This is a genomic window from Amycolatopsis sp. WGS_07, from assembly GCF_045278895.1.
GTDB lineage: Bacteria > Actinomycetota > Actinomycetes > Mycobacteriales > Pseudonocardiaceae > Amycolatopsis.
In genome coordinates this window covers 501,493-514,508 of record NZ_CP136053.1, presented here as the reverse complement: position 1 = coordinate 514,508, position 13,016 = coordinate 501,493, and the positions used below count along the sequence as shown (strand labels likewise).

General features: G+C 69.2%; 10 protein-coding genes and 1 pseudogene. 6 read left to right on the top strand and 5 right to left on the bottom strand.

Features of this window, described 5'->3' with window-relative positions; translation table 11 throughout:
• Positions 1 to 62: 62 nt before the first annotated feature.
• Genes RPX00_RS02305 through RPX00_RS02285 form a run of 5 tightly spaced genes read left to right on the top strand, consistent with a single transcriptional unit; the run spans position 63 to position 3,065 of the window.
• Positions 63 to 296, top strand: coding sequence for a hypothetical protein (locus tag RPX00_RS02305; protein WP_406636997.1), 234 nt, complete (start codon positions 63 to 65; stop codon positions 294 to 296).
• Positions 293 to 1,219, top strand: a complete 927-nt coding sequence (locus RPX00_RS02300; RefSeq protein WP_406636995.1) for an FAD:protein FMN transferase — start codon at positions 293 to 295, stop codon at positions 1,217 to 1,219. Before RPX00_RS02305 ends, RPX00_RS02300 begins: the two co-directional genes overlap by 4 nt.
• Positions 1,216 to 1,761 (top strand): ferric reductase-like transmembrane domain-containing protein, encoded by a 546-nt coding sequence (locus RPX00_RS02295; RefSeq protein ID WP_406636993.1) that lies wholly within the window; start codon positions 1,216 to 1,218, stop codon positions 1,759 to 1,761. The genes RPX00_RS02300 and RPX00_RS02295 overlap by 4 nt, the downstream gene beginning before the upstream one ends.
• Before the next feature lie 3 nt (positions 1,762 to 1,764).
• Entirely contained in the window at positions 1,765 to 2,871 is a 1,107-nt protein-coding gene (locus tag RPX00_RS02290) for an NADH-ubiquinone oxidoreductase-F iron-sulfur binding region domain-containing protein (RefSeq protein WP_406636991.1), read from the top strand.
• Entirely contained in the window at positions 2,868 to 3,065 is a 198-nt protein-coding gene (locus RPX00_RS02285; protein WP_406636989.1) for a ferredoxin, read from the top strand. The genes RPX00_RS02290 and RPX00_RS02285 overlap by 4 nt, the downstream gene beginning before the upstream one ends.
• 309 nt (positions 3,066 to 3,374) lie before the next feature.
• Here the strand turns inward: RPX00_RS02285 and RPX00_RS02280 are convergent, their stop codons facing one another.
• The gene (locus RPX00_RS02280; RefSeq protein ID WP_406636987.1) at positions 3,375 to 6,353 is read right to left on the bottom strand and encodes an AfsR/SARP family transcriptional regulator; all 2,979 of its coding nucleotides are present in this window, start codon (positions 6,351 to 6,353) and stop codon (positions 3,375 to 3,377) included.
• Positions 6,354 to 6,544: 191 nt separating this feature from the next.
• On the opposite strand from RPX00_RS02280, the gene RPX00_RS02275 reads away from it, so the two are divergent.
• Complete coding sequence (locus tag RPX00_RS02275) at positions 6,545 to 7,765, top strand: hypothetical protein (RefSeq protein WP_406636985.1); 1,221 nt, start codon at positions 6,545 to 6,547, stop codon at positions 7,763 to 7,765.
• A gap of 218 nt (positions 7,766 to 7,983) precedes the next feature.
• Here the strand turns inward: RPX00_RS02275 and RPX00_RS02270 are convergent, their stop codons facing one another.
• The 4 genes and pseudogenes from RPX00_RS02270 to RPX00_RS02255 form a co-directional block, all read right to left on the bottom strand.
• On the bottom strand, positions 7,984 to 9,957 hold the full coding sequence (locus tag RPX00_RS02270; protein ID WP_406636983.1) for a tetratricopeptide repeat protein: 1,974 nt from the start codon (positions 9,955 to 9,957) through the stop codon (positions 7,984 to 7,986).
• An 82-nt stretch (positions 9,958 to 10,039) separates the two neighbouring features.
• Entirely contained in the window at positions 10,040 to 10,414 is a 375-nt protein-coding gene (locus tag RPX00_RS02265; RefSeq protein ID WP_406636982.1) for a helix-turn-helix domain-containing protein, read from the bottom strand.
• 161 nt (positions 10,415 to 10,575) lie between these two features.
• Positions 10,576 to 11,843, bottom strand: a pseudogene (locus RPX00_RS02260) (sensor histidine kinase).
• 63 nt (positions 11,844 to 11,906) lie between these two features.
• Positions 11,907 to 13,007 carry a methyltransferase gene (locus tag RPX00_RS02255; protein ID WP_406636980.1) on the bottom strand — a complete coding sequence of 367 codons (1,101 nt, stop codon included), beginning with the start codon at positions 13,005 to 13,007 and terminating at the stop codon, positions 11,907 to 11,909.
• Positions 13,008 to 13,016 lie beyond the last annotated feature (9 nt).

Genomic DNA, 13,016 nt, shown 5'->3' with positions numbered 1-13,016 from the left:
CCAGCGGGTTCATAGAAACGCGGCTGAGACTGGGTGTTCCCACCACCGGAGAGGACCCCGGCATGGACCCGGACATCAGGAGACGGCAAGAGGAACGGGCGCGCGGCCGGCACCGGACCGCGCTCGTCACGGCGGTCGCGGCAGTGCTCGGAGTCGCGGCGGCCGGCGGTATCGGCTACGGGCTGACGACGTCCTCCTCTGAATCAAGCACCACCAGCCAGGACCAGCTGCGGGCGCCGGCGGAGGATCCCGGCTCCGGTTCCGGCCACGCGCACACCGGATCGGGTGCGTCGTGACTGGGCCGTACTCGGCGGCGTTTCCCGCGCTGGGCACGACGGCGCAGGTACTCGTCACCGCAGAGGCGGCGCTCGGCCCGGCGACCGCGTTGCTGCGGACGCGACTGTCCGAACTGGATCGGGCATGCAGCCGTTTCCGGGCGGATTCGGAGATTTCGGCCCTGCACCGGGCTGCGGGCCGGGAGGTGGAGGTGAGCCCGCTGCTGGCCGACGTGCTGTCGGCGGCATTGCGGGCCGCGTGGCTGAGCGGCGGCCTGGTCGACCCGACGGTCGGCGCGTCGATGGCGGCGCTCGGCTACGACCGGGACTTCGCCGAGATCACCGACGGACCGGCCGCGGCACCGGTCCCCGCGCCAGGCTCGCATTGGGTGCTGTTCGAACCGGCGCGGCGTATCGTCGTGCTGCCGCGCGGCGTGAAGCTCGACCTGGGCGCGACCGCGAAAGCCTTTGCCGCAGACCAAACTGCCGCCGAAATCGCCCGGCACACCGGCTGCGGAGTCTTGGTGAACCTCGGCGGCGACTTGGCGGTCGCAGGGCCACCTCCGGCAGGCGGCTGGCAAGTAGCGATCAGCGACGACCACACCGACGCGGTAGCCCACGCCGACACCACGATCACCCTGACCAGCGGCGGCCTGGCGACCTCCGGCGTCTCCCGACGGACTTGGCGACGCGGCGGCCGCGTGCTGCACCACATCGTCGACCCGCGGACGGGCGAATCGGCGGACCCGTGCTGGCGGACGGTTTCCGTAGCGGGACAGTCCTGTGTGGACGCCAACACGGCGAGCACCGCGTCGATCGTGCTGGGCGTGGCGGCGCTGGAATGGCTCAGAGCAAGGGGATTGCCCGCACGGCTGGTGAGTTCCCGCGGCGCGGTCCGGACGACGGCGGGCTGGCCGGGAGATCGCCGGGAGCGTGCTTCGTGAGTTCCGCGCTCTGGTATTCCAGTCGTGCCACCGGAATCGTCGCGCTGCTGTTCTCGACAGCGGTGGTGGTACTCGGATTCCTCAACTCCGCCCGGTTCTCGACCCGGCGGTGGCCGCGTTTCGCTCTCGCTGACCTCCACCGGAATCTCGCCCTGGCCAGTCTCGCCTTTTTGTCCGCACACATCGTCTTCGCGGTCGTGGACGGCTATGTAGATCTCAGCTGGCTAGCCGTCGTCATTCCGTTCGTGTCAGGATATGAGCCGTTCTGGATTGGCGTCGGTGCGGTCGCGGTGGATTTGCTGCTCGCCATCACCGTGACAAGTCTGCTGAGGACCCGAATCCCGCCGCGATTGTGGCGCGCGGTGCACTGGCTCGCCTACCTGTGCTGGCCCGTCGCGCTCGCACACAGCGTCGGCCTCGTCGCGTCCGACAACGCGCGCCCGCTGCTCATCGCGCTCGACATCGCGTGTCTCCTCGCCGTCCTGGCCGCCGCAAGTGTTCGGTTCGGCAGCACTAGCCCCGACGCCGCACTGAGGAGGTGACACGTGCTTCCCCTTTACCGGCAAGACCTTGCCACCCACCTGTCTATCCACGGCGGACTCCCCGCGACGCACCGTGCCGCGCTGATCCACGAGATCGACGCCGCCGGTATCCGTGGCCGAGGCGGAGCTGGCTTCCCGTCCGCGGTGAAACTGCGCTCTGTCGCACCGGGGCGGTCCATTGTGGTCGCGAACGGTTGTGAGAGCGATCCGTTCAGCAGCAAGGATCGCGCACTGCTGGAGCTAGCCCCGCACTTGGTCCTGGACGGAATTCAAGTCGCCGCTCAAGCTGTCGGCGCGACCGAAGCTTTTCTCTGTCTCCACGAAGGAAACCGAAGTGTTCAGGCTGCCTTAGCTGAACGACGAGACCCCATACCGGTCAAACTGATCACGGTTCCGTCCCGATACGTCGCCAGCGAAGAAACCGCCCTGGTGCGTTTCCTGGCCACCGGCGACGCCCGCCCGACCGGCAAATTCCCGCGCCCCACCGAACGCGGCCTGCGTGGCCGTCCGACGCTAGTGCAGAATGTCGAAACCTTGGCCCGATTCGCGCTCGTCGCCCGAATCGGCGCGGACCGCTATCGCGCTACTGATCTAGTCACCGTCACCGGTGCCGCGACCCGCCCCGGCGTCCTGGAAGTCCCCTCCGACACCCCGATCGCCACGATCCTCGCCCGCGCCGGTGGATCCGTTACCGCACAAGCAGTCCTGATCGGCGGCTACGGCGGCACCTGGATGCCGCGCTCGCTGGCCGACCCCTTGCCGCTCGGACGAGAACCAGGCCTGTCGTCGCTGTACCTGCTCCCGGACCTGAGCTGCGGCATCGAACTGACCGCGACCATTCTTTCCGGACTGGCAGCCGAATCGGCCCGCCAATGTGGACCGTGCATGTTCGGACTCCCCGCCATCGCCGCCGATTTCGCCGACCTGCTGGCCGGCCGAGACTCAACCGGCCGCCTGGCCCGCCGCCTCCCACTCCTCACCGGCCGCGGCGCCTGCGCCCACCCGGACGGCGCGGCCCGCCTGGCCGTGAGCGCCCTGCGAGTCTTCGCGCCCGACGTCCGGTCCCACCTGACTTCGGGCTCGTGCCGGGTTAGCGCAGGTGCGGCATGACCCGCCTGACGGTCGACCCGATCGCTTGCCGGGCACACGGTTTGTGCGCGGAGATCCTGCCGGAACTGATCACTGTGGACGAATGGGGTTACCCGGTAGTACGGGGAGAAACGGTGCCGGCACCGCTGCTGGCGGAAGCCCGCCGAGCTGCTGCGGCTTGTCCGGCGCTGGCGTTGCGGTTACGGAAATCGTAGTAATTGCAACGCCAGCGCCGGATTCAGCGGTAAATCAGCACCGCCACCACGCCGAAAGTGCTCCTGCGGCTACGGTGAACCACGGGGCATACTCGGCGAACGCCGCAACTGGATGGAACAACGAAATCTCCTCATGGGGAACGTCGGTCAGACGCCTACGCGAAACGTGGACGTCGCGGGGCACAAGCTATCGCGGTATCCGTGCGGCCGGTGAATCGGACCTACTTAGAGTACGTGTCTGCAAATGGTGATAGCTCGCCCGGGGATACTCTCGCACCGCGGTCGGTTCTTCTAGTGGCTATGAGTGATTCACCCGTTCGTGATGGTGGACCGACGCGGCGCGGGCATGGCTACCGTGCGCTCGCCGTCCCTCGCTTGTGGAATCGCGTGTGGATCCTGGGCCACCGCCAGCCGTTCCTCGACCCGATCGGCCTTGGCGTCCTTGCCACGGCCCCGGTAAAAGGCCGCGGCGCGACTCCACGCGTCGACAGCGTCTTCGCGATTCCCTCGCGAGTACAGGATCTCGGCGAACGCCTCCAACGCCCGAGCTTGGCCGGTCGCATTGTGGGCTCGTGCGGCCAGTTCGACGGCTTCCTGCGACAACCGCAGCGCGGCCCGATCGTCGCGCTCGGCCGCCGCGAGCCGCGCCTGCACGGTGCGCAGTCGCATCGTGGCGGTCAGGTCTCCGGCGATCTGGGCTTGTGCCAGCTGGCAATGGCGGTGCGCGACGGCGAATTGTTCCTCTCGAAGATGGAGTTCGGCGAGCGTCGTGTAGGTCGTGGCTTGGCCGGCGGTGTCGCCCGTCAGCGCGCGCAGGTGGAGTGCGCGGTGGTAGTGCGGCAGCGCCTGTTCGTACTGGTCGAGTTCGGCCAGTGTTTCGCCGAGATACTGCTCTGCCTTCGCCTCGCGGACGGGGTCGCCGTTGCGCTGTGCGTGAGTGATGCAGCGCCGGAAGAGCGCGATCGCTTCCGCGAAGCGCCCGGTTTGCCGGTACAGCCGAGCGAAGTTGATGTTGACTGTCAACACCCCGATGGGCGATCCGTCGTTCGTGGCGAGTTCCAGCGCTTGGTGCAGCGCGTTCTCGGCTGCTTGGTAGTTGCTGAGGATGAGGTTGAGTTCGCCGAGGTCATTCAGGGTCGATGCTTCCGCGTGAGAATCCTTGTTCTCCCGAGCAGCCCGAGCTGCGACGGCTAAACCGCTGCTCATTTCGTCATAGAACCCATATTTCGCCAGGGTATCCGCAATGAGGTGCGGCATCATGCACGCGATTTCGAAATGACGGTGCCGCTCCGCGAGGTCTGCGAGGGCGGCCAGGTTCGTTCGCTCGCGGAGGAACCATTGCGTTGCCGCGTTTGAGGTCGTGAACCGCGTCGGGTGGATGCCGGGTTCCGGGTCGAGCCGCGGCGGGCGGTCGCGGTGCGGGTGCGCCATCCGGTGGGCGTGGTCCGCAGTGCAGTAGTAATGCGACAGCAGACGCCGCAATGGTCGTGGGTCGTAGTCCTGATTGCTCAGCGTCTGGGCGTAGCGGTGGAAAATCGAGACGATCCGGTAGCGATCGGTGTCGCCGGGCTGGTCGACCAGGTGCAGGCCGACCAAGGTCTCCAGCGCTCGCCGGGTCGCCGCGGCGGGCAGCCCGGCCGCGGACATCAGGGTGTCGAGGTGGATTTCCGCTCCGGGATGGAGGCCGAAGAGCCGGAAGACGGCTTGGCTCGGCGGTTCGAGCAGCTGGTACGACGACGAGAACGCGGCGCGCAGGCTTCGGTCGTCGCCGTCGTCGCCGATGCTGAGCAGCCTTTCCGGATCGCGCAGCTGGTCGAGCATCGTGGCGAGGCTCAGGCCCGGGCGGCGTGCGGCGTTCTCGGCGACGAGAGTGAGCGCGAGCGGCAGGCCGTCGCAGAGATGTGCGATCCGGCGTGCCGCATCGGGTTCCCGTTCCCCGCGGCCTCGCAAGCGCCGGACGAGCAGCTCCAGGGACTCGCGGTCGTCGAGGCGGTCGAGGCTCAGCGCGGCGAGTTCGTGCCGCCGGACCAATGCGCTGAGCCGGCGGCGCGAGGTGACGATCACCGCGCATTCGGACAGCACGTTCAGCAACTGATCGACGTGGTCGGAGTTCTCGGCGTCGTCGAGGATCACCAGAACGGAGCGGCCCGTCAGCTGCTGCCGCAACGCCGCGGCCCTCGCCGCCGCGCCCAGCACGTGGTCGACCGGGTAATCGAGGTCTTGGAGCAGGCGGTCGACCACGTCCGACGGTTCGAGCCGCGGGGCGGGGCCGAAACCATGCAGGTCGAGGTAGATCGTTCCGTCCGGGAACCAGTTCGCGGCGCGGTAGGCCCAGTGGACCGCGAGGCTGGTCTTCCCGATGCCGGGCGGACCGCTGAGCACGACGGCGGGCGATCGGGTCGGCGAACCGGGCCGGAGCCACTGGTCCAGCGTTTCCAGCGCGCTGTCGCGGCTGATGAATCCCCGGAGGTCGCGGGGGAGCGGATGGGGCGGCGGCGTGGCGCGCGTCGGAACGGGGGCAGGCGGGGCGGGCGGGTTCTCGTAGCTCTCCCGGATTTCCGTGTGGAACGAGTGCAGCAGGGTCTTGGCGGTGTCGTCGGCGGCTTCGCGGAACTGGCGGCTGGCGTCGAGGTAGTAGCTCTGGCCCTGCTGGGGCTGTCCGAGCGCGTAGTAGATCTGGATCTGCAGCTGGACGAACGCCAGGCGGCTGGCGTGTTCCGGGGCCAGTTCCTGCATCCAGCCCGCGGCCTCGTCGGGGCGGCCGAGTGCCAGCAATTGGCGCACGAGCAGTTCGCGCGCGGGGAGCAACATGGACTTTACTTTGTCCTCGCGCCAATTGTCCGCGCGTTCGGTGCGGAGGCTAGCCAGTGGCTCGTCGCGCCACAGGGAAAGCGCGGAGGCGGCTGATTCATACGCTGTTTCATGATCGAACGAATCGGCTGCTTCGTGTGCCTTTCGCATTCGTTTCCGAAAAACCGCGACATCCACCATGCTCTCGTCGAGATCGACGAGGTAGCCGTCTCCGGAGCGGGTGATCGACGCGGGCAAGTCCGCTTCGGAGAGGCTTTCGCGCAGGCGGTGCACTGCTTTGTACAGGGCGTCTTGCGGGTTGCCTGGCAGATCGTCGTCCCAGGCCCAGGCGAGGAGAGCGTCCCGGGAAAAGCGCTGGCCCGGCCGAGTGAGCAGGATTCCGAGAATATTCCGGGTTTGCGGCGTTCCCGACTGCTCATTCATCTTCCCGTGCATCCGCACCGCAGTCTGCCCGAGAATTCCGTAGGCGAAGTCCATTCGACGTCCTCCCTCGTCGATTGCCCAGTTTCGCATTGATCCGGGGCATCGGCGACCGCTTCGGGATAACGATCATCCGGGGAATTGTCTTGTCCGGTTCCGGTCCGCTTTGTGTCCAGTCGCGGGAAGTCTCCGGTCAGGACCGGCTCGCAGGCTCGGCTCGTCGGCTTCTGGAGAAGAGGGGATGAAGAATGGCGCACGACGTGTGGGTACGCGGTCCGATCGGCCTCGACGCTGCTTCGCGGGTGACGCGGCCGGGCTGCCGTACGGTGCTGGCGGTCGTTCCGACCGTGACGATCGGGACCCGGCTGGTCGAGCTGATCTCGCTGCTCGAGCGGGACCTTCGGGTGCAGGTCATGTTCACCGTGCCGCACAGTGTCGACCGGTGGGCCGGGGCGGAAGAGTACGTGCGGGGCAAGCACGGTCTGCTGCTCCCGTGGGAACAGGCGGTCGCGCACCGGTTCGATCTGGTGCTCGCCGCCTCCGACCAGCAGATCGACCAGGTGCGGGGGCCGCTGCTCCTGATCGGGCACGGGGTCGGGCGGATACCGGGCCGGCGCTTCAGCAGGCAGGCGGGCGGGGCGACCGTCGAGACGACCGCGATCGAGCGGCAGTCGCTCACGTTTCGCGGAAGGGTGCTGCCCTCGGTGCTGGGTCTCGGCACCGACGCCGAGGTCGAGGTGCTGCGGGAGCGGTGCCCGGAGGCACTGCCCGCGGCGGTCGTGGCCGGCGACATCTGCCTGGACGGGATGCGGGCGGCGTTCGGGCTGCGCGAGCGGTATCGGCGGGCGCTGGGCGTCGGCTCGCGGCGGCTGGTGGTTTTGAGTTCGACCTGGTTCACTGATTCGGCGTTCGGCCGGGTGCCGACGATGTACGAGGCGATCATGGCCGCGCTCCCGCGAGAACGCTACGCGGTGGCAGCCGTGTTGCACCCGAACATTTGGGCGGTGCACGGGCGGCGTCAGGTCACGGCGTGGCTCGGCGGATGCCAGGAAGCGGGTCTGCGGGTGATCCCGCCCGAACAGGGGTGGCAGGCGACGATGATCGCGGCGGACTGGGTGATCGGCGACCATGGGTCGACCACGGGCTACGCGGCGGCGGTGGGGCGGCCGGTGACGCTCGCGTCGCTGCCGGACGGGCGGCCGCAAGCCGGCAGTGTCGCGGACGTCGTGCGGGCGCACGCGAAGCCGCTGGAGCTGAACCGGCCGCTCGAACCCCAGGAGAGGGCCGCGATCGCCGCGGCCCCGAGGCTCGCCGCCGAGGTGCTGCCGGTCGTCAGCGGAAGGATCGACTGCTCGGCGGGGATCTTGCGGTCGGCGATGTACCGGCTGCTGGAGTTGTCCGAACCGAGCGCGCCGGCGTATCCGCCGTTGCCCGCGGTGCCCCGGCCGCTGCCCGGGCGGGACGCGTGACCGCCGGACTCGCGCGCGTCCGGCTGGTGCTGCCCGGGCGGCGCGTGCCGGTGCTGGTCGCGGACGTTGGACTGGCCGGGCCCCGCTGGGCGGCCAGCGCGGACGTCGTGGTCCGGTCCAGCGGCAGGGCGGCGACCGCGGGCGAGGCCGACGACCTGATCGCGGCGTGGCCGGGGGCGATCGCCGCGGCGGTGCGCTGGTCGGGCGGGGCAGTGTGGTCAGTGCGGCGGCTCGGCGGAGTCCCCGCTGAGGAGGCGGGCTTGCTCGAGACGGCGCTCGGCGCTTGCCTCGTCGCCGTGGCCCCGTTCGAGCGCGGCGAGTGCGGTGAGAACTTCCGCCTGGAAGTGTGGTGACTGAAGCCGTTCCACGCCCTCGAGCACGCTCATCAGCTCGGCGTGCGCGCGGTCGTAGTCGCCGCGCCGGGCGTGGATCGCGGCGAGCGAGATGACCGTGCGCGCGAGCTGGCTGGCGTCGCCCGCTTCTTCCATGATGGCGGCGGCTTCGGTCAGCTCGCGCACCGCGTCGTCCTCGCGGCCCAAGGCAGCCAGCAGGTCGCCGCGACGACGCCGGGCCATGCCGACTCCGCGCGGCCGGCCGATTTCGCCGTGTTTCTCGGCGCTGCGCTCGTACAACTCCAGCGCGGCTTCGAGGTCGCCGCGGGCGCGGGCATCCCTGGCCATCCGGGAAAGCGCGGTGGCCTGGGTCGGCCCGTGCTGCTCCCGCTCGCCGATTTCGAGTGCGGCGGCGTGGTGGGCGGCAGCCTCCTCGAAGCGCCGCATCCGCTCGTGCACGTAACCGATCTGACTGTGCATCCGGGCTTCCACCAACGGCAGCTGACATCGCCGGGCGGCTGCGAGACCGGCCGTGCACAGGTTGAGAAACGGTTCGTAATCCCGGTGGTGCAGGAAAAATCCCCACGACGCTTCGGCGAGCTGCCACAGTTCCTCGTCCCAGCCGTGGGCCGAGGCGGCGTTCGCGACGGCGTTGATGACCGACCGGTCCCGGCGCCACCAGCGGACTGCTTGGTCGCGGTCGGCGAAGGATCCGGTCTCCGCGACGGTCTCGGCGGCGAAGTTCGGCCGGAAAGGGTGGATGAGCGTGCTCGCGGTGACGGTTTGGTCGCGGTACCAACGAGTGTAGCGGTGCACGAGGTAGTCGCGGTCCGTTTCGGCGTCCTGCCGTTCCGCGCGGACGCGGGCGTCGTGGCGGACGACGTCGTGCTGTGCCACGGTTTCGTCCTCCAGCTCGTGGAGGAGGTTGGCTTCGACCAGTTCGTCGACGGCGTCGTCCAGGCGGGCGGGCGAACTCTGGAGCGTGTCGGCGAGTGCGTCGACGGCGTGGTGCGGTCCGGGGAGAATGCCGCAGGTTCGGTAAAGCCGGGCGGCCGAATCGTCGAGCGCGGCGTAGGAGGCGTCGAAAACCGTTGTGAGGTCGGTGAAATCGCCGAATCGCCGGATGCGGCCGCGGCGGGCTTCCTGGTTCGGGTTGCGTCTTGGCCGCACGCGCAGTCTCGCGCCGGTGATGGCGAGCGCCAGCGGAAGGCCGGCGCACGCGGTCAGCAGGGTTTCCGTGTCCTCCTTGCTGATCTGGCGCTGTCCGGAGCGGCGGGCGAGGACCTCGCGGGCCGGTTTGTCCGGAAGCGGTTCCAGCGGAAGGATTTCCGCGCCGTCGAGGGTGAGGCTGGTCAGCTGGGACCGGCTCGTGACCACCACGAACGCGTTCGCGCTCGACGGCAGCACGGCGCGGGCGTCGCCGCTGTGCCCGACGTCGTCGAGCAGGACGGCGAACCGCCGATCCGCGGTCACGGCGCGGAATTCGGCGGCGCGCTGGGCGGGCGCGGCGGGGATGTCGTCAGCCGGAACTCCCAGTGCGGAAAGGAAACCGTGCAGCACGCCGCTCGCGGTCTCCGCGGTTTCGGTGCCCTCGGCGGAAAATCTCGCGCAGAGGATGCCGTCGGGGAATCGGTGGCGATGGGTGTGCAGCCAGTGCAGGGCCAGCGCGGTTTTGCCGATTCCGCCGACCCCGGTGAGCACGACGACGGACGGCGCGGGATCGGATCGGATCCGGATTTCGTCCAGCCGGGCCAGTTCCTCGGTGCGGCCGAGCAGCACCGGCGGCGCCGGCGGAAGCTGGACCGGCGCCCGCACTGGTCTGCTGGACGTCGCCGCTGCCCCTGGCCGTGCTTCAGACATTCCCCACCCCCGATTATTCCTCCTTACCTGGTCAAGGCGGCGAAAGAAACGGAAAGAGTCCCGTCTCACCCACCTAAATGGGTCAGTGACGCTGGGTGTCGCCGGTCTTGCGCCGATTGAGAGCGTTCTGGCCGCCATGTGGGCGAATGGCGACTTTTTCCCGGAGCAGCAAGCGACGGATGGTTCCGTACGACGCCTTGTGCGCGTTCGCGATCCGCTGAATAGTTTCGCCGGATTCGTACTCCCGGACTATTCGCGGAACGTCGAGTTCCCGGCGCACGCCCTGCCGGATTTCCGGCAGCACGGCGCCTTCCTGCCGCAGCAGCCGCCCGGTCCAGCTCAGCGACAGCCCGTGTTCCCTGGCGATCTCGGTGATCGACGCACCGGCCCGCCACGATTCGAGCATCCGGCGATTCCGCTCCGCCCGATTCGTGCGTGCCTCGTCCGGCGTGTCCATGCAAGCGCTCCCGCAGCTGGCCTTGGTCGTGCCCGACCTTTCATTATGGGGCGCGCGGACGCGAGAACCGAACCGTCGAACGGCTGGATTATTCAGCATGCGCGGATGGTGCGTGTACGCGATTGCAGACACCAAACGCCGGATTCAGCTCGTCTTGCCGGTCAATGCGGAACCCACAGCGTTACCCGGGTTCCGTGTCCCGGCGTTGATTCCACTCTTCCGGTACCGCCCACCTCGGCCAGCCGGGCTTCGATCGACTGCTGGATGCCGAAGCCGGGGCCGCGTTCGCGGACGTCGAAGCCGCGGCCCTGGTCCCTGGCAACTACCGCGGTGCCGCCGTCGCGTTCCTCTACGCGGAGCACGACCCGGCTTGTCCCGGCGTGTTTCACCGTGTTGCGCAGCGCTTCTCGTACCGCTTCGCACATTGCGGTGCGGCGATCGGCGGAAAGTCGGTCGTCGTCGGCGAAATCAGCGGCCACTAGCTGGGTGCGGAGGCCTTCGCGGGCCATGTCGGCGGCGACGTCGGCCAGTTCGACCACGAAGCCGCGGCGGGTGCTCGGGTCGATCGGTTCGGTGATGCTGCGGCGCAGTTCGGCGGCTTCGGCGTGCGCGACCGAGCGCAGCTGGGCTAGCCGTTCGGCGGCGTGGTCGGCGTCGTCGGAGGGGAGATCGCGAGCGCTTCCAGGGTCTGCAGCACGCTGTCGTGCAGCAGCCGCTGGGTGCGCCTGCGTTCGGCTTCCTGACCGCGGCGCAGGCCGATGTCGAGCGCGAACCGGGTGCCGACGCCGAGCAGCACCAGGATCCCGCACGCCACCACGATCGCCACGGCCAGCGCGACCAGGCAGCCGATCGAGCGACTGATCGCGAGCGGATTGTCCAGCCGCAGCCCGCCGGCCGCGGTCAGCACGACGCGCACCGGGACCGCGGCGGCGAGCAGCAGCAACGCGGCGGGCAGCCCGGACGTCCCGGCCCACATCGCCACCGAACCGACCAGCCACGTCCAGGTGACGTCGATCGCGAACGGCTGCACCGGATCCGGCGCGAGCACCGCGACCGCCAGGTTCAGCAGGAGCCCGAAGGCGAGGTCCGCCGTGAGCACCCGCCGCGTGCGCCGGGCGGGCAGGCCGCCGGAGTGCAGCAGCCACCACAGGAACGCGGCGTTCGCGGTGACGCCCAGCGCGGCCGCGGGCAGCACCGGAACCAGTCCGATGCTGCCGTTGGCCGCGGCGAATCCGATGAACACCTTCACGAACGCGGCGATCCGGTAGGCGATCGGCACGACGACCCAGTACCGCGCGGCGCGGGCCAGCGTCGCGTCGCCGACCGCGGCGAGGTCCTCCCCGGCGTCCGGGCGTTCCGGCGGGCTGCCGCGATGCAGCAGCGTCCGCACGAATTCCCGGCGTGGTACGGCAAAACCCGGTCCGGGCATCGTCCCTCCCCGTGTCTCCGGCGAGGATATTCGATTGGTGTAGTCCAGTGTGGAAACGCCGGGTCACGCTCTGGACATGGTTAACCGCCAGAGTGCCGTCCGCTCCCGGGAACGCTGTGCGTGCAACGGATCGGCACTGTCCGTGGCCCGCCGGTGCCGTGGCGTGGTCTCGCGACGTCCGGCGACCCGCAGGCCCGCCGCCGCGATCCGGGCGAGCAGTTCGTCCCGGGTCCGCAGGCCAAGGTGTTCGGCCAGGTCCGACAGGATCAGCCAGCCTTCGCCGTGCGGCGTCAGATGGCTGGGCAGGCCGTCGAGGAAGCGGTGCAGCATGGCGGACGACGCGTCGTAGATCCCGAGTTCCAGTGCCGAGGCCGGGTTTCCGGGCAGCCAGGGCGGATTGCAGACGACCAGATCAGCCCGCTGTCCGACGGGCCAGAGGTCGGTTTCGAGGACCTGAACCCGATCGGACAGGCCGAGCCGACGCAGGTTGTCCCTGGCACAGCGCACGGCGCGCGGGTTGACGTCGGTCGCCAGCACTTTGGCGGCCCCGCGCCGGGCGAGAATGGCGGCGAGTACTCCGGTGCCGGTGCCGATGTCGAAGACGACCGGGGAACCCTTGCCGGGCAACGGTTCCTGCGCGACCAGATCCAGGTATTCGGCGCGGGTCGGCGTGAACACGCTGTACGCCGGATACAGCCGCGCGTCCAATGCCTTGATCTGGATGCCTTTCTGATGCCATTGATAAGCGCTGAGGGCGCCGAGAAGTTCACGCAACGAGATCAGCGTGCCGGGTAAACCGCCGAACGCGTGCTGGCAGGCGGCTCGGATTTCGGGGGCTCGGCGGAGACGCAGCGAATGGTCGTGCTCCACGGAGACCAGGACTTTTCCTAGCAATGTCGCGCGTTCCGAACGTGCCGCGCGTATCGCGGCGAAGGATCCCGAAGGCTGCGGGAGCCGTCGGTCCATAGCGCGCAGGAGTTGCCGCGCATTCGGAAAGTCGCCGCGCCACAGCATTCCCGTGCCGGCGCGGGCGAAACGCAATGCGGCGGCAGCGGTCAGCCGGTCATCGACGACGGCGATGCGGCCCGGCGGCGGCGTTCCGTTTTCGGAATGCCAGCGGGCGGTGTGATGTATTCCGTTTTCGGTCCACTGGACGGTGGACATGAGTGCTCC